This window comes from Kastovskya adunca (assembly GCF_059505785.1).
The window spans coordinates 88357-105089 of record NZ_JCACLG010000026.1 but is presented as its reverse complement, the minus strand read 5'-3'; the positions used below and the strand labels follow the sequence as shown (position 1 = coordinate 105089).

Sequence of the window (16733 nt, the reverse complement as noted above, 5' to 3'; positions counted from 1 at the left end):
ACAAGTAGCTCAATCAAGCATTGGCTAAATATCTATTAGAGCTTACTAATCCGATTTTCAAATACAGACAGAGCGGCAGCAACAACCTGATCCATGTTGTAATATTGATACTGGGCTAATCTTCCTATAAAAGTCACCGACTCAAGTTTTTCTGCTTCTTGTTTATATTGTTGAAACAAGGCACGATTTTCAGGTCTAGGAACTGGGTAATAAGGATCGCCCTCTGCTTGAGGATACTCATAGTATGTAGTTGTTTTGTGATGTTTTTGTCCCGTAATATGCTTAGACTCTACTATACGGGTAAAGTCGTATTCATTCGGATAGTTGACTACAGCAACAGGTTGAAAATACTCCTGGTCATGAGTTTGAAACTCAAAGCGTAAAGAGCGATAGGGAAGTTTGCCGTACTTGTAGCTAAAGAATTGATCGATTGGTCCGGTGTAGATTAGATGATCGAATTTTAGCCAAGACTCAACTTCTTGGAAGCTGGTGTTGAGCATGACTTTGATGTTGGGATGAGCCAACATTTTTTCAAACATCCGGGTAAAACCATGCAAGGGCATTAGCTGATATTTATCGCCAAAGTAACGGTTGTCTCTGTTAGTTCTTACCGGAATCCGAGCGCATACGGAAGCATCGAGTTCGTGAGGCCAAAGTTCCCACTGCTTATGGGTGTAATTCTTAAAGAACTTTTCGTATAAATCACGACCTACTTTACCAACGACAGCTTGTTCTGAATTTTCAATGCGATCGTACTTTTCTCTAACTTCTGCATAAAAATTTTGAAGCTCTTGGCTACTAAGATTTAAAGCATAAAGCTTGTTAATAGTATTAAGATTAAGCGGAATTGGATACAAATCACCATCTACAGCAGCAAGCACTTGATGCTGATAAACTCGCCATTGGGTAAACTGTGAGAGATAGTCAATGACTTTTTTGCTATTAGTATGAAAAATATGAGCTCCATAATTATGGACTAGAACTCCGTCAGGGTTATAAGAATCGTAAGCATTACCACCAATATGATTGCGAACATCAATTAACAAAACTCTGCGATTCAGATTGGTGGCTATGCAATTGGCTAGAGTACATCCGGCAAAACCAGCACCGACAATTAAAAAGTCAAACATTTTTTTGATTACTGTATTTATCTACTTCTAAGTAATTTTCCCAAAAAGCCTTGTTGGTGAGTTCAGGTAATGTCTGTCTGTAAAGACTACTGATTGTCGGAAACTTAAACAGTAGGATAAACGCTAATACGACTATATTTTTAAGAATTTTAAAAAATTCTCCTCTCGCTAACTGAACTACAAAACCTTCTTGAGTACTTAAATTGTAATACAAAACTTTTTTAGCTCTAAAAGCGTTGATAGGACGATACCCCTGTATTGGAGCAATTTTATATCCCTTCTCAACTAACCTTTGATCGCTGTAGAAAAAAAACGAAGGCAAAAGATGACCGTTTAATGTTATTAATCTAAAAAGACGATGAATGGAGTTTTCAGATTCATGTATACTGTCACTATATTTCCCATAAATAAAGGGCATATCAGGATTCTTTACTGCTTTTTCTCCCATTTTTAAAATTTCTAGATTTTTTTCTTCTGGGTTTGTATTTTTTAAATAATCAGGACCCTGTAAGAAATCAGAAGCCGCCTTGAGAGCCAGTTGTGCGCTTTTGTATCTATAGCATAAGGCCTCTCGAAGACTCAATTTAACTAAATGCTTTACTGCATCTGTTTTGCTAAACACTTCAGGATACAAACTACCAAGAATTAATTCATTTCTCCGGAAGTAGTAATTAAGACTAGGGGAATATTTGCTTTCTAAAGGTTCATGCCATACACATATTCCGTTGAGAGTTGTAATTTTTTGCTTTAGCCTCATAGGAAATTCCATGTCATCCATTTTGATGAAAAATGGATAAGGTAGATTAAACTCATCTACCGTTGACAGAGGAAAACAAAAAAGCCACCAGCCATTATAGTTAATGTATTCTTCGATTTCATTAATTAAAACATTTTCTAAAGATCTTAAGTCTAGGTTGGCTTTTAGGCTAACTACTCCACTGTTCCATATAGCACCATTTTCCTGCTGAATATACTGAGTATCTAACTTTAACATGCTACCCCCAACGCAGAGGCTTTGATCGCTACTTGCTCTCAGAAAGTAATAAAATCTTTGAAAGACTTCTGGATCTACTACCACATCATCATCCATAAAGATGATGTGCGAAAATTCGTTTTTTTTGTTTAAAACTTCTATGAGCCCTCTAGTGTAACCTCCACTTCCACCTGCATTTTTATTTCTGATTAAATGAATTTTGGAGTTACTAAATTTTTTTAAGGTTCTACCATTGTCAATGATAAATATTTCAAAGTTAGCTGCCACATCTGAATTGTTAAGTAAATAATTTTCTATTAAATGAATGTTTTTTTCAATGTAGAGTTCTCTTTTGTAGGTACATATAACAATAGCGAACTTTAATAACTCTGTTTCGGGAAGATTAGTAGGAGCGTAAAAATATCCACCACTTAATTGACAATCATCTTCTAAAACTTCAATTTCAACATACAATAAGCCTTCATAGGAAGATATATCTATGTTTGTTATTATATTTTCTAAAGTTTCTTCTTTAAAAGAAATGACTTTTTGATCTACCAATTTTACGCTTTGAGAAAAATTAGTTTTATTTAAAAGCTTAACTTTAAATTTACCTTTTAAATTTAAAGCAACTCCCAAACTTTTAATTGTAGTATATTTTTTCCACTTGCTTACTGAAAATAAATTAAAGTAAGTACTAAAAGAGACAACTTCACCCTTATAAAATTCCAATTTATTGTTTTGGTAATTAAAAAAACTTTTTCTATTTCCTCTAAAAAACAGTTTATCAACAGTACATGTTCCCGACCTAGGTAGTGCTAAATTTTGTAATTTAACTATAGTAGTTGTGTCAGGAATAGCTTTAGCTGTTGAATTTAGTAATCCTGTCATATTATTTTCCTTATAGCCTATTAATGTGGGTTTTTAGTTAATCCCAAAGTTCGTTTAATGATAAACCATTGCTTCCTAAATTTCCAGAATTTAGAGGATTCCATAGCCTGTATTCTTTGGGCTAGTTGCTTGGATTCCAACACTGAAGTATTTTTCTCTTGCTCTAGAGACTTTTTCTGCTCCCATAACTCTCGATTTTCCCAGAATAGTCTCCCCTGTTCTTGCTCTAAGTGTAGATATTCCACGGCTAAGACTAACATTTCCTCTGCCATTGCTGAATCAATCACTGGTTGAGGGTTGTTTTTATGGATTTCTAATGCCTCTGCGAAAATAGCTGACATTTGTTCAGCCATTGCTTGTAGTGGAAACAACTCAACTACTCGCTGGCGAGCTAGGGAACCAACTTTATGGCGTAAGCCTGCATCCTGGATTAAAGGAGTTAGAACTTTAAGGTATTCCTGAACTTCCTCGATACCACCTTTAGCCTTAGGAACTAGAAATCCCGTCTCCGGTGTCACTAACTCCCTCTGCCCTCCAACATCTGAAGCTACTATTGGCAACTGCATTGCCATAGCTTCGTAAATTGCTACAGCAATTCCTTCATACTCTGTTGGCAATAACAAAATATCAGCAGCAGAGTAGAAACTCAGCATTTCTTCTGGCTCTACGGGTGGCAAGACATGAAAAACTGAATCCAAATTAAACTGCTTAATTCGCTCTTGGAATTGGGAAAGTAAGGAACCGTTCCCTAGAACAACAACCTGAATAGGCAAAGATTGATTGACTAATTCTTTGACAATGTCTACTAAAAAAAGGGGGCGCTTTTGAAACTCTAGTCTCGCTGGAAATAAACAAACTACTGCATCTTCAGGAATTTCAAGCTTACGTCGTAATCTCTTTCTTTCTTTTAAATTGAATTGCCACTTATTGCTGTCTACATTTGTACAACAAATCCTCAATTTATCTTGTGTGTTAGGATTAATGGTTTGATAATACTTAGCCAGATACTTAGAAGTTACTACTTGGCAATCTAGAAATTTACTGAGTTGACAGGAAATTCTGGGAAAACCTATACCACGCCAGCCAGGGTCATCTGTATGAACAAAATCAACAAAAGCTACATGAGGAAATTCAGCTCGAAGTAAAGGCAGAAAATAGTAGGCTATGTAAGAGTTAGCAATTAAGACAGTGTCAATCTGACGAGATTCAATAATGTATTTTGTAAATGCAAGCCAGTGATGCTCACGTAAGAAATTGGGTAAGTGAAATATATCGGGAGTGAGGGCATCAAAATGCTTGTGCCAAGGATGGTTAGAACCGACAGTTGTAGCAATAGTAAATTTGTAATTTTGCTTTGTTAGCAAAGTAACTAAATCTAGATTGAACTTGTTGGCTCCATCTACTTCAAGCCAAAAAAAGAAACAGAGAATTTTTTTAGAATTTTGATTGCATGGAAGCTGATTCTGAAGCAAAAAATTAAACTTTATTTTATTTGTATCAAAATAAGATCTTTTTAAAAGGTAGTTAAGTATATTATCTTGCAAAAAAGAATTTTTATACTGCGATTGAATAAGTTTAGCAGTGTGTTGTTTTTCAATAATACTGGTACCTGATTTTTCTAATATACTTGAATGATTGCGGTAATAACATAAATATTCAGGTATCGTCCACCCCTTTTGATCGCTTGTTATTGCTCTTAACCATCTCTCCCAATCTTCATAAAACTTTAAGCCTTCATCAAATCCACCCAAGGCATCAAAATCTGCTTTTCTATACAGTAGCATTGAAGCGAGCCATTCCTGTTGAATAAATTGAGTGGATCTTGTAAAACCTTCATTAGAATAGTACTCTTCATCGTGAAATCCAATTTGATAAGAATTAACGAAGGAAAGTTCAGGATGAGTTTCTAAAAGTAAAACACACTTTTCTATATAAGTTAAATCAACTAAATTATCAAAATCTAAAAAAATTAAGTACTTACCTACAGCTTGAGCAACAGCTTTGTTACGAGCAGCAGCTAAGCCTTTACTTTCCTGATGATAAATGGTTTTAATCTTCAAAGAGCGGTGAGGCAGAGAATCAAAAATAGAAATTGCTGCTGGCTCGGTCGAGCAGTCATCAACAATAATCCATTCAAAGTTTTGAAAGCTTTGGTCGATTACTGACTTATAGGTTTCTTCAAAACAGATGTGAGCGTTGAAGAAGAAAGAAATTATAGAAACAACCGGACTGGTAGAAGTTGAGGAATTATAAAAATTATACTCTCTCTGTTTGAGTTTATTTATAAAGGTATTGAATTTTTCGCTGGGTTGAACTAGGGACATAAAACGAAACTTTCTAGATGGTAAAATTGTTCAGTGATTTTTGAGGAAATTACCAGCCTTTTCACAAGTTTCTAAGTTAAGTACTGTCGCTTCTTTACTCATTTTTTCTTAATCCGGCAGATTGTTTCAATCGGAACCATGCTTTTCTCAACTGCCAAAACTTACTACTCTGCATTGCGACAATCTGCTGTTGCGATCGCTCTAAGTTTACCTGAGTTTGCTGGAGTTGGGATTGCGACCAATCGAGTTTTGTCTTAAATTCCTGAATATACCCACCTAGCTTTGAGGCAGCAAGGGTTAAATCTCGATTTCTTCCACGCCAGCCATCCAGAAATTTGCAAATTTGTAGCGTATAATCCAAATCTAGGAAATTCCGAGAAATAAAATAATTAAATAAACCCAATACGACTCTATCTTCTAGATTACGTTGCTCTAAATCTGCTAGGTCTAACTTATTAATAATGTCATCCCAAACCTGGCTAACTTCTGTGAGGTAATATAGATCGTCATATTTTTGACTCTCGTTACTTTGGTGCCATCTGTAATATCCCAATACTTCCTGAAGAAAGTAGACATCGGCAACCAGACCCACTCTCAGCCACATTTCAAAATCGCCAACATAGGAATAGCGGCAATTAAATAGTCCTACTTTCTCTATAACTTGTCTTCTCAAAAAGACAAAGGGACAACAGATGTCATTGTTCGGGGTAACTTTATTAATCACCCACTCTCTTGCTGGTTCTAAAACATCTTCAGAATACTTTGCCCACGGCCAGTTCAGTTGATTATAATCATCATCAATGACTTCTACTGAAGACGCTACTAGACCAACACTAGGATAAGAATCTAGAATATTAACTTTTTCTTCTATGTTTTTGGGTAACATGACATCATCCTGACCCAGAACATTGATGTATTCGCCAGACGAGCGTTCAATACATTTATTGAAGTTTGCAAATAGTCCTACGCGGGTTGGATTTTTGAAGTAACGAATTCTTTGATCCTTAGCTGCATAATTAGCGACAATTTCAGGGGTTTCGTCTGTTGACGCGTCGTCTGAAATGATCAGTTCAAAATCCTGAAACGTTTGATTAAGAACGCTGTCTATGGCTTGAGAAAGAAATTTTTGCGAGTTATAGGTGGGAATTCCCACGCTCACTTTAGGCATATTGTCAATATTCTATTTGGGGCAAGAGAAACTTAATAGGTAAGTTACATGATCTGGATTTGGCAATCGTCGCCAATCATAAACCTTAAAGCTTTGGGGCGTCTGGGAGCAACAGTTAGGGTGGCGCGTTGTCCAATGACGCTATCAACAATGCGTTGATGAATGTCCGCGACTTTTGCGTCTTGTAAGATAACGCTATGTTCCAAATCAGTATCAATCAAGGTCACTCGATCGGCGATGCTGCTGTAGGGACCAATAAAGCAGTTTTCTAAGTGGCAGTCTTCTCCAATAATTACTGGGCCGCGAACGGTACAATTAATCAGTTTTGAGCCAGAACCAATTTGGACTCGTCCAATTACCTGAGTCTGGTCATCAACTTGACCCAGTATACAGGGGGTAAGTTGGGTATCCAGGATGATTCTGTTGGCTTCTAGCAGGTCGTCTTTTTTCCCGGTATCCAGCCACCAACCTTCGAGTTTGCAGGCTGCTACTTGCTTTTGCTGGTCGATTAGGCATTGAATGGCATCAGTGATTTCTAGTTCGCCTCTAGCAGAGGGTTGGATGCAGGCGATCGCATCATGGATGATCGGGGAAAAGAAGTAAACCCCAACTAAGGCAAGATTTGATGGGGGAACGAGGGGTTTTTCGACTAACTGCAACACGCGCCCTTTTTCATCTAACTTGGCGACACCAAAGGCGCTGGGATTGAGCACTGGACGCAGGAGGAGCAAAGCGTCGTGGTTTTCTTGGATAAATTCTTTAAGAAAGTAAGTGAGGTCGCCTTGTTGGATTAAGTTGTCGCCTAAGTACATGAGAAAGGGAGAATTTTCCAAAAAAGACTGGGCGACTTTGACGGCGTGGGCAAGTCCGGCGGGTTGCTCTTGCAGAATGTAGGTAATCTTGGCTCCGAAGCGATCGCCTGTTCCGGTTTTGGCTTGCACTTCTTTGCCCGTTTCGGGGCTGATAATGATGCCAATGTCGGTGATGCCAGCAGCGACGATCGCTTCAATGCCATACCAGAGGATTGGTTTGTTGGCTACTGGTACTAGTTGTTTAGCACCAGTATAGGTAAGAGGTCGCAGGCGCGTGCCTTTACCGCCGGAGAGGATAAGCGCTTTCATAGGTACGGGCGTAAAGTTCTCTGAGCATCTGCCTTAGTCCCTGTCGCCAGTGAGGGGGATAAGTTCCTAAAATCGTTGATATTTTCCCACAGGAGAGGACAGAATAGGCAGGGCGACGAGCGGGAGTGGGATATTCTGCTGTGGTGATGGGGACAACCTGCTGAACTTTCAAAGGAAAGCCTAGTTGTTGGGCTTCTTCAAAGATAGCAATAGCGAAGTCGTACCAACTAGCAACACCGCTGTTGGTGTAGTGGTAGGTTCCGGCAAGTTCTGAGGTCAGTTTGGGTACGAGTTGGGCGATCGCGTTTGCTAAGTCTCCTGTCCAGGTAGGGCTGCCAATCTGATCGGCAACGACGCGGAGTTCCTCCCGTTCGGCACCCAATTTGAGCATGGTTTTGACAAAGTTACTCTTGCCGTGGGTGCCATAAACCCAGGCGGTTCTCAGGATGAGGTGATGGAGGCAGTTTTCCCGAACGGCTTGCTCGCCTGCGAGTTTGGTTTTGCCGTAGACGCTTAGGGGGTTGGTTGCATTGCTTTCTCGGTAGGGGTGGCTGTGGTTGCCATCAAACACGTAATCCGTGGAGATGTGAATCAGGAAGGCTCCCAGTTTTTGGGCTTCCTGGGCGAGGATGCTGGGTGCGATCGCATTAACCGCTTTGGCAAGTTCCGGTTCGCTCTCAGCTTTGTCTACAGCCGTATAAGCAGCAGCGTTAATAATTAGGTCAGGTTGGATTTCGTCAACGAAGGAGCGGAGGTTGTCTGGTTCGGCAAAATTAACCCTTTGGCTACCTACACCAATTACCTCTCCTAAGGATTGAAGAGCGGGCTGTAACTCCTGTCCGAGTTGACCTGTGCTGCCAAGCAGTAAGATACGTTTCATGGAAAGACTTCAGCCGTTTTGAGCAGTTTACCAGCTTGGTCTTTGGCGGATAGGATGGGTGGAGAGTCTAGCGGCCAATCGATGGCGAGGTCTGGGTCATTCCAAAGAATACAGCGATCGTGTTGAGGGGCGTAGTAGTCGGTCGTTTTGTAGAGGACTTCCGCTGTTTCTGAGAGGGTGAGGAAGCCGTGGGAAAAGCCAGGAGGTATCCAGAGTTGGCGTTTGTTTTCCGCACTAAGAATATAGCCAACCCACTGACCGCATGTGGGGGAGCTTTTGCGGATGTCTACTGCGACATCAAAGATGGTTCCCGCGATCGCTCTTACCAGTTTCCCTTGAGGTTGTTGAATCTGGTAATGCAGTCCTCGCAGGACGTTTTGCCGGGAGCAGGAGTGGTTGTCTTGGACGAATTGAGCTGTGATGCCAGCTTTTTCGCTGAAGGCTTTGTAGTTGTAGCTTTCGTAGAAGAAGCCGCGATCGTCAGCAAAGGCTTTTGGCTCAATGAGTAAGAGATCGGGAATTGCAACAGAAATAATATTCATTATTCACGATCGTCTATGATAGTAAGCTAGTACAAGTTAATACTTTATCTTGTTTATGAACCCAGAAGAATATTTATCAAAGCTCTATGCTAATCGCTTTGACTACAAGCAAAGAAAAACTAAGCTTACCTTATGGAAAGTTCTGGTTAACTTTTTTTTACAAAACCATGTAGGACGAGACTTAATTGTTCTAGATATTGGAGGAGGATACTGTGAATTTATTAACCAAATTCAAGCCAGAGAAAAATACTTAATTGATTTAAATCCTGACTCTAAAGAGTTTGCAAACTCTGATGTTAAAGTAATAAATATTGATATTTTAAGTATACAAAATCAAGATTTTATGCCTAATTATTTTGAGGTAATTTTTATCTCAAATTTTTTTGAACATTTAAATAGCAAAGAAGAGTTAATTGAGGTTTTACGATTTTGCTTTAACCATCTTAAGCCTGGAGGTTCGCTCTTAGTGATTCAACCAAACTTCAAGTACTCGTATAAGGAGTATTATGATTTTATCGATCATAAGCTACCGATAACTCACATTTCTCTTCAAGAAATCATGCAAACGATTGGCTTTTTCATTAACGTAATGATACCAAGATTTTTACCGTTTTCTACAAAAGGCAGACCTGCTTCACCCGCTTTACTTAAGTTGTACCTTAAACTACCATTCCTTTGGAACTTTTTAGGTGGACAGATGTTTATTAAAGCATCTAAGCCCGTTTAGTTACCTAGGATTTATAAATCTCGTCAAGTATATTTTTAAAACTTTAGGTGTGATGCTCTGTATAGAGAGCGATCGCCAATATCAGCATCATTATTAGTAACAGTGACTACCATACCTGTCCTTTAGAAATTTGCACTTCCCTGTAGTTGATGCTGATTTACTAAACTTGAAAGCAAACAGAGTTAAAAGTCTTATTGCAAAACTGAGCTAAGAATCTCTTCATGTTCAAATATCCACTGATAAATATCCCGTAAAGCAGCCTCAGGATTGATTGTAGGTTGCCAGCCAGTTTTTTCAATGACTTTAGAACAGTCGGTAATGAAAAGAGGAATGTCTCCTGGTCTTCCTTCTGGTAATGGCTTAATCTGGGTAGTTTTTTTAGTGATGGCTTCGCATAGTTGGGTAGTCTCAACTAAAGAAAGACTGTTACAAGCTCCACCACCAACGTTTAGTACCTCACCATCCAGAGCAGAAAAATTTTCTAACTGATAGTCAACAAGCCTTAACAAGTCTTCGACGTGCAGCAAGTCTCTAACTTGCTTGCCTAAGCCACCATAGCCAATGTAGCTAAGTGGTTTTTGAAAATAATGGGCGGCGACCCACAGAACAAAAACGCCCTGATCTACTTTGCCCATTTGCCAAGGTCCTGTGACTACTCCGCATCGGTTAATAATCGCGCCAAGGTTGTAGGCTTGCCTGTATTCCTCAATTAATAGTTCAGAGGCTAGCTTTGTCGTTCCATAAAGCGAACGATAGCCTTGCAGCGGAAAATCCTCAGAAATGCCTAATTGTGAAACTCCAGGTATAGTCTGGTCGGGTGCAATTTCAAACCTTGTCGGCAATTCTCTTGAATTTAATGACTTAAGCGTGGCAATTGGGTATACACGACTGGTAGATAGAAACAATAAACGAGCCTGTGTTTGTCTTGCTAATTCCAGGATGTTGATTGTCCCCAGTAGATTCGTCTGAAGCACATACTGCGGTGAAGTAAAACCAGCTAATACAGAAGGCTCGGCAGAGCAATCTATGATAGTTTCCACATTAAGAACGCTTGGGTCAAGGTCAGAGGGAGAGCGGATATCACCATGAACAAATTGAATTCCCAGATTTTTTAGTCTGGGAAGATTTAATTCAGAACCTCGACGCCGCAAGTTATCTAGGCAGATTATTTGCCAACAAGGATGAAGCTGCTTTAGTCCAATTGCTAAAGAACTACCAATGAAACCTGCTCCACCTAAAACTAAAACTTGCTCAGACATTCGATCTCAACCCAACTATATTTTTGCTTCGGTGGTAATCTCCACGAGCTAGATGCTTTTCTATCCAGACATAAAGAACAATAAACAGATATCGGCTGCCCATTTCTTTAATTTTTAGTTTAGAAATCCCCGTTTTGCGGTTATACCATCTTATGGGAATCACTGTATGAGAAAACCCTCTAATTATTGCTTTCAGAGGCAATTCTACTGTCAAATTAAAATGATGGCTGAGAAGGGGCTGTAGTCCATCAATAACTTCTCGGCGATACATCTTAAAAGCATTAGTAACGTCATTGTAACGAAGACCAAATAGGACTTTGATAAACCAGTTAGCTAGGCGATTAATTAACAATTTGTGGCGGGGATAATCAACTACTAAGCTACCTTTGACAAATCGTGAACCGAACACGCAATCGTATCCTTCTTTGAGTTTGTAGTATCCTGCTACCAAGTCTTTGGGCTCGTCAGAAGCATCAGCCATCACAATGGCAACGGCATCGCCCTTGAACTCAGCTAAACCACGTCGTACGGCGAAACCAAACCCATTGGGAGGCTGATTGTCAATATATCGAACGCTATTAAACTTATGTGACAATTGCTGGCAGAGTAGCAAGGTGTTATCTGTACTGTTGTCATTGACTATGAGGATTTCATGGGGTATTTTTGCCTGCTGGAGTGTATCAACAATATTACTAACTGTTCCATACAAACATCCCTCTTCATTATGTGCAGGTATGACAACTGAAATCTTCATCACTCCTCCTCGATTGCTTTTCTAGAGATTGTACCTTAGCAGGTACTGGCAACTCACTTCGTAAAAAGCCTAACGAATTTCCACCTGATAGGCATTACCAAAAGGGATGGCAGTGTTTTTTGTTGGTTCATATATCCATGCCTGTACCTCATGGATACCTCTCGGCATCACTTCTGAGCTAAATTCTACTCTCCATCCAGAGTTCACAGAATTACTGTTCTCAAGAGCTTCAGCAACATCTGGTCGAGATTGGCCAGTGCCCGTAATTGCTACTGGAGTATTACTTAAGCCATACGTTAAAACAATCCAATGCTTCTGTTTTGTTTTTAATGTTAAAATGGCCCATCCGCTAGCTGAAACTGTATCTCCTCTTTGTATAGACTTATCACCATCATTACTTTGAACAGCATCCAAATACCCCACATACTCAGGGTTTGATTTAGAAAGAAACTGTATTGATTTTATTGGTGAGTTATCACTTATAATATTTACTTTAAACTCCCCATTCAATTTAATAAACTGATTTTTTTCTGGATCGTGAATCCAGGATTTTATTTTAGTTTCTCCCGGCGGAAGTGACTTTAGTAAAATATTTGCCTCCCATGTAGCTTTTTTGTACTTACTTGAATTAAAAGTGTTTTCTTCAGTTGAGCTATCTGAATGCACAATAGTATTCGCAAAGAATGATTGGTTGCGCCCCCATGAAAACAGTACTGTTTGAGGGATTTGGTTATGAGTTGGTACAGTAACCAATCCAGATAGGTTTACGCCGCCACTTCTGGATAAAGTAATAGACTGATCGTTTGCTGAGGGAACATTCATGTGCCCATAATTATTAATTGGTTGAGTTACGAAAGCAATGTTTTTAAAGTCCCTAAAGCCTAAATTTTGAAGAGATTTAGTGAAATCTTTTAACTCGGCTGGTTTGGGGTAAAGCGGTAAGCAGCTATCAGGCAAATCAGTAACTGAATCATCAAAAAAATACACCCATTCTAAGCAATTTTTAGCACTATTCTTTGCTAGCCAAATCTGCTGTCCTTGTGTAATAGCATTAGTAGAGACAGATATAAAAAGTGCTGTCAAAATACCAGCAACAAAATAATTTGCTGGAAGAATATATGAATTATTTTTGAGCCATTTTTGGTTATAGCCTATTAATAGCCGCCACATTTGCAAGCAGGCAATAACTAATAAGATAAGGACGGTTGTATATCTTGACGAAGTAGATTGCTCAATGCCAAATCCAGCTCTACCTAGAGTCGTAACTAAAGCAAACAGGGTAGCAAACCAACCTAATGATAACCAGGGAGCAGCATCATAAGCAAATCTTGACTTATAGTTTTTGATCCAGTAGATGTTAAAAGATAGAAAGGTTAGTAAAATAACAAATCCAGTAACAGCAGCAGACCAAACTAGCCTGCTTAGGGGAGATCCTAAAATCGATAAAAAGTAAAGCCCAGTAGTTAAAGGCTGCTTGAGAAAGAATAATGTATCAGGATGATGACTTGGTTTTTGATAACCAATGCTGTAGATAGCACTAGACAAAGCAAAAAGCATTATCCACAACAAAAGCCTAATTCTTTTCTGTGTGGTTGTGCTTTCAATAGAAGCTACTGAAGGAATGACAGCTAGCCAAGAAAACAAACCATGAGCTAAAGAGAAGCTAGCCGTAAAACAGCATATCGCTGAAAGGCTTAGTCTAAGGTAAGGAGGCCAGGTTTTAGGTACACTCAATATAAAGACAGTTAGGATCACGCAAGTATTAACAAAAAACCAAGGAATTTGAAATCCCCACAGCCAATTTTCATACTGAACCAAAGAAAAAATTAAAAGACAAGTCAGAATATTAAACAAGTGGAATAAGGATTTATTTGTACTCTTACTGGCAGATGCAATTTTGTACATTAACCAGAAGTTGACGACAGCGAAAACAAAACTGAAGTATAATTCAAGTTTTATATTCCATCTTGAAGAAAAAGCGAGAAGAGCAAATAATATTTTTGGGAAGAATATTCTATGTTCATTATGTTGAATAAAAAAATCTACAAGATTAATATTTTTTGATGCAATTTTTTCAAAAAAGCTTACTAGTTGAAACTGATCCCAAACAGGTACATTTACACTGTAACTGGTGATGAACCACACAAGAAGAATAACGGGTATACAATAAGCAGTAATCAAATATTTATAATGACTAGAACGTAGCACTATACTTACCTTTTGTACTGTAACAGTAGCTTACAATTGCTCTACATTAATAATTTGGGGATGCACGCAATCTTTTTTTCACTCAATTTCTGAAAAGCCGATTGTCCGCCGTAAGCGAAACCACTGTTTCCTCAGTTTCCAAAACTTGCTGCTCTCCATTGCCGCAATCTTAGTTTGTAAGCGATGAACTTCAAGGTTAAGAAGGTGCATCTGATAGTGTGATTTTTCCAGTTCAGCCGAAATATGTTGCTGATGTAATTGCCCTGGCTCAAGTTCTATATCAATTGCAAATCCAAAAACTTTATCTAAATCATTATATCTATTAACAAGAGCAGCGAATTTATTCTGAAAATATTTTGCTACGCTTGCTGTATATTGATTCATAGTATGAATTTGAGACGAATTATGCACTCTATAAGCACCTACAATTTCAGGAAGTAGCTTACAAATATAATTGTACAGTCCTAGCTTTAACCACAGTTCGTAATCTTCCCATCCCAACCAGCCATATTCTATTAATTCGTTGGAGTAGTACCCTAGCTTAATTAGCACCTTTTTATCAAACATTGCCATAGCATCAATATATGGCGCTCTGACTAACTCACGAACATCCCACTCAAAGCAGGAAAGAAAACCAATTCCTTCTTTAGTATTATTGTCAAATTTATTTATTATGCCATATACAGCTGCATAATTAGAATTGTGAATAGCATTGTATAACTTGGTTAAACAATGTGGATAAATCCAATTATCAGCATCCATTATGAATACATAGGGCGCACGGGCAAGCTTTATTCCTGTATTTCTTGCATCGGTTGTACCAGTATTAAAAACCTTACTAACTAAACAAATTGGAAAGTCTGATTCGGCAAGATACTCCTTAACTAGGTTCTGAGAATTATCTGTGGAACAGTCGTCAATGACGAGAATTTCAAATCCTCCTGGTAATCCAGAAGTATTTGATTTACAGATGCTACTTAAACACTCGTATATGTAGTTAGAATAGTTAAAAAGTGTAATTATTATAGTTACAGATGGTGCTGTTAATTCCTTATATGCAGAGTTGGCTGTACATACCCAAGGATTGGTGCCTAAGAATTCCGATAGCTTTGCTATATGTAACTTGGTAATTATCGAACTTCTGCGTACTTCCAAACTGTCGAATTGCATCGTTAAGTTCCTCACGTTTCATCGGCTTAATTTACAGACTACAAATTGCTTAACTTATTAAGCAAAGAGCTGCAAAGTATTTGTGCAGTATAGTTGTTAATAACAAAGTCGTAAGCTTGTTCTGTTAAACGATACATTTCGCTTTCATTTTCCAGATAATACTGACACCTACAAATAATATCTTCAATTTCCGTCGTTACAAAATGTTTTCCATTCACTAATGGTTCAATATAATTACTAGGCTCAGAAATCATTAAACAATGATTACCAATAGCCATCAATATCCGATGCCATTCAAAATAAGTTCTCTCAGCAAAATGAATATTTATGATGATTTTGCTAGACTTTAATAATTCATTACGCTTCTTGCCTGAATAAAAACCAGTGCTACTCGGCAAGTTGGGTTTATCAATTCTAGTCATCACAAAGTAACAATTGTATTTACTGAAAAAATCAGCGTTTTTAGACAAAAACATTTCTCGTCTTTGTGAGTGAGAACCTATAAACAAAATATCTATTTGTTTTGATATATTCCGATTGAAATTTTCAGCTTCAAAAAATAAAGCTTCATATCCTAAGGGTGTGTGAAGTGCTGGAACATCTCGTTTATTAAACTCGTTAACTCCTTGCCAATTTATGTCAAACACACCTTTGGCATTTTTAGCTGTTTCATACGCAATTTCAAACCAACTGCTCCCGGGTTGTTCGACATTTAAAACGTAAATATTTCGCGAAACTTTTAATACTTCAGATGGTGTAAGTTCTTTTTCAAGATATAGAGGATAAAATTCATGAGGAGCAACAACGATTTGAATTAAATTATCTTCTACATTTATTTCAGGTATTTCATCTGCAAGCAATTCTACTGAGACACCATTTTTTCTAAAGCCTTCAGCAAATATTTCGGCAATTTCAAACATAAATTGATTGCCTATAGCTGTGACAAATAGCCTGACAGTATTTAGAATTTTATAATTTGACATTTTTACGAACCTAAAGCTAATGTAAAATTGCAATTGTACTTTCAGCTACTGTTATGTACTTAACACTACCACTTCCAAAAGCTTAAGCCTTAATGATGGAACTGGAGTTAATATAACTGAGGTTAAGTTTACGGTAGTTGCAATTATGATTGCCCGACTCAGCCTGAGATGATTAACGTTAAATTGCTGTCGCTACATCCTATTTTTGAGCCTAGTAACTGCCATTTCGGATAGTAGATTTTACATAAAATCCCTCTAGTTTTAGACGCGTAACAGATAAGCGAAATTTTCGTGATAGTTTGTATTTCTGATTGATAACATTATAGTTCTGTTTAAAGCTACTACTGGCCTATTTTACTCGTCTGTTTCTAATCCCAGCATCCGTTTCATGCGAAGCCATACCTTTCTGAATTGCCAGAATTTACTGCTCTCCATTGCTGCAACCCTTTGTTGAGAACGCTCTAATTTTGCCTGAGTGTGTTGTAGTTGAAACTGTGATTGCTCTAGTTCTGCCTGAGTGTGTTGCTGTTGAGACTGGGATTGCTCTAACTCTGCCTGAATGTGTTGCTGTTGAAACTGTGATTGCTCTAGTTCTGCCTGAGT

Annotated in this window: 12 protein-coding genes and 2 pseudogenes; 1 reads left to right on the top strand and 13 read right to left on the bottom strand. The window is 38.3% G+C overall.

The window, feature by feature from the left end:
- Positions 1-35: 35 nt before the first annotated feature.
- The 7 genes from glf to rfbC all read right to left on the bottom strand — a co-directional run bounded on the left by glf (position 36) and on the right by rfbC (position 9029).
- Positions 36-1130 (bottom strand): UDP-galactopyranose mutase, encoded by a 1095-nt coding sequence (glf, locus tag AC5JR3_RS09600; RefSeq protein ID WP_495845324.1) that lies wholly within the window; start codon positions 1128-1130, stop codon positions 36-38.
- Positions 1123-2994 carry a glycosyltransferase family 2 protein gene (locus AC5JR3_RS09595; RefSeq protein ID WP_495845322.1) on the bottom strand — a complete coding sequence of 624 codons (1872 nt, stop codon included), beginning with the start codon at positions 2992-2994 and terminating at the stop codon, positions 1123-1125. The genes glf and AC5JR3_RS09595 overlap by 8 nt, the downstream gene beginning before the upstream one ends.
- A gap of 20 nt (positions 2995-3014) precedes the next feature.
- Positions 3015-5318, bottom strand: a complete 2304-nt coding sequence (locus AC5JR3_RS09590; RefSeq protein ID WP_495845321.1) for a glycosyltransferase — start codon at positions 5316-5318, stop codon at positions 3015-3017.
- Between the two features lie 94 nt (positions 5319-5412).
- The gene (locus AC5JR3_RS09585) at positions 5413-6486 is read right to left on the bottom strand and encodes a glycosyltransferase family 2 protein (RefSeq protein WP_495845319.1); all 1074 of its coding nucleotides are present in this window, start codon (positions 6484-6486) and stop codon (positions 5413-5415) included.
- A gap of 44 nt (positions 6487-6530) precedes the next feature.
- Positions 6531-7607: a glucose-1-phosphate thymidylyltransferase gene (locus AC5JR3_RS09580; protein ID WP_495845317.1), complete on the bottom strand. Its 1077-nt coding sequence runs from the start codon at positions 7605-7607 to the stop codon at positions 6531-6533.
- Positions 7579-8487 carry a dTDP-4-dehydrorhamnose reductase gene (gene rfbD / locus AC5JR3_RS09575; protein WP_495845315.1) on the bottom strand — a complete coding sequence of 303 codons (909 nt, stop codon included), beginning with the start codon at positions 8485-8487 and terminating at the stop codon, positions 7579-7581. Before rfbD ends, AC5JR3_RS09580 begins: the two co-directional genes overlap by 29 nt.
- A complete protein-coding gene (rfbC, locus tag AC5JR3_RS09570) occupies positions 8484-9029 on the bottom strand; it encodes a dTDP-4-dehydrorhamnose 3,5-epimerase (protein ID WP_495845313.1) in 546 nt (181 codons plus the stop codon). Before rfbC ends, rfbD begins: the two co-directional genes overlap by 4 nt.
- A gap of 55 nt (positions 9030-9084) precedes the next feature.
- On the opposite strand from rfbC, the gene AC5JR3_RS09565 reads away from it, so the two are divergent.
- A complete protein-coding gene (locus AC5JR3_RS09565) occupies positions 9085-9756 on the top strand; it encodes a class I SAM-dependent methyltransferase (RefSeq protein ID WP_495845311.1) in 672 nt (223 codons plus the stop codon).
- 191 nt (positions 9757-9947) lie between these two features.
- On the opposite strand, the gene AC5JR3_RS09560 is transcribed toward AC5JR3_RS09565, so the two are convergent.
- From AC5JR3_RS09560 to AC5JR3_RS09535, 6 genes and pseudogenes are all read right to left on the bottom strand, one after another.
- On the bottom strand, positions 9948-11015 hold the full coding sequence (locus AC5JR3_RS09560) for an NAD-dependent epimerase/dehydratase family protein (RefSeq protein ID WP_495845309.1): 1068 nt from the start codon (positions 11013-11015) through the stop codon (positions 9948-9950).
- Positions 11008-11772: pseudogene (locus AC5JR3_RS09555) on the bottom strand (glycosyltransferase family 2 protein); the annotation flags it as partial. The gene AC5JR3_RS09560 and the pseudogene AC5JR3_RS09555, both read right to left, overlap by 8 nt.
- A 66-nt stretch (positions 11773-11838) precedes the next feature.
- The gene (locus AC5JR3_RS09550; RefSeq protein WP_495845307.1) at positions 11839-13977 is read right to left on the bottom strand and encodes a hypothetical protein; all 2139 of its coding nucleotides are present in this window, start codon (positions 13975-13977) and stop codon (positions 11839-11841) included.
- A gap of 78 nt (positions 13978-14055) precedes the next feature.
- Positions 14056-15147 carry a glycosyltransferase family 2 protein gene (locus AC5JR3_RS09545; RefSeq protein WP_495845306.1) on the bottom strand — a complete coding sequence of 364 codons (1092 nt, stop codon included), beginning with the start codon at positions 15145-15147 and terminating at the stop codon, positions 14056-14058.
- Between the two features lie 38 nt (positions 15148-15185).
- On the bottom strand, positions 15186-16130 hold the full coding sequence (locus tag AC5JR3_RS09540) for a glycosyltransferase family protein (RefSeq protein WP_495845304.1): 945 nt from the start codon (positions 16128-16130) through the stop codon (positions 15186-15188).
- Positions 16131-16484: 354 nt separating this feature from the next.
- Positions 16485-16733: pseudogene (locus tag AC5JR3_RS09535) on the bottom strand (methyltransferase); the annotation flags it as partial.

What these genes read in the sequence shown, in the direction of transcription:
- glf (WP_495845324.1), bottom strand. Translation starts at nt 1,130, where the DNA reads ATGTTTGACTTTTTAATTGTCGGTGCTGGTTTTGCCGGATGTACTCTA.
- AC5JR3_RS09595 (WP_495845322.1), bottom strand. Translation starts at nt 2,994, where the DNA reads ATGACAGGATTACTAAATTCAACAGCTAAAGCTATTCCTGACACAACT.
- AC5JR3_RS09590 (WP_495845321.1), bottom strand. Translation starts at nt 5,318, where the DNA reads ATGTCCCTAGTTCAACCCAGCGAAAAATTCAATACCTTTATAAATAAA.
- AC5JR3_RS09585 (WP_495845319.1), bottom strand. Translation starts at nt 6,486, where the DNA reads ATGCCTAAAGTGAGCGTGGGAATTCCCACCTATAACTCGCAAAAATTT.
- AC5JR3_RS09580 (WP_495845317.1), bottom strand. Translation starts at nt 7,607, where the DNA reads ATGAAAGCGCTTATCCTCTCCGGCGGTAAAGGCACGCGCCTGCGACCT.
- rfbD (WP_495845315.1), bottom strand. Translation starts at nt 8,487, where the DNA reads ATGAAACGTATCTTACTGCTTGGCAGCACAGGTCAACTCGGACAGGAG.
- rfbC (WP_495845313.1), bottom strand. Translation starts at nt 9,029, where the DNA reads ATGAATATTATTTCTGTTGCAATTCCCGATCTCTTACTCATTGAGCCA.
- AC5JR3_RS09565 (WP_495845311.1), top strand. Translation starts at nt 9,085, where the DNA reads ATGAACCCAGAAGAATATTTATCAAAGCTCTATGCTAATCGCTTTGAC.
- AC5JR3_RS09560 (WP_495845309.1), bottom strand. Translation starts at nt 11,015, where the DNA reads ATGTCTGAGCAAGTTTTAGTTTTAGGTGGAGCAGGTTTCATTGGTAGT.
- AC5JR3_RS09545 (WP_495845306.1), bottom strand. Translation starts at nt 15,147, where the DNA reads ATGCAATTCGACAGTTTGGAAGTACGCAGAAGTTCGATAATTACCAAG.
- AC5JR3_RS09540 (WP_495845304.1), bottom strand. Translation starts at nt 16,130, where the DNA reads ATGTCAAATTATAAAATTCTAAATACTGTCAGGCTATTTGTCACAGCT.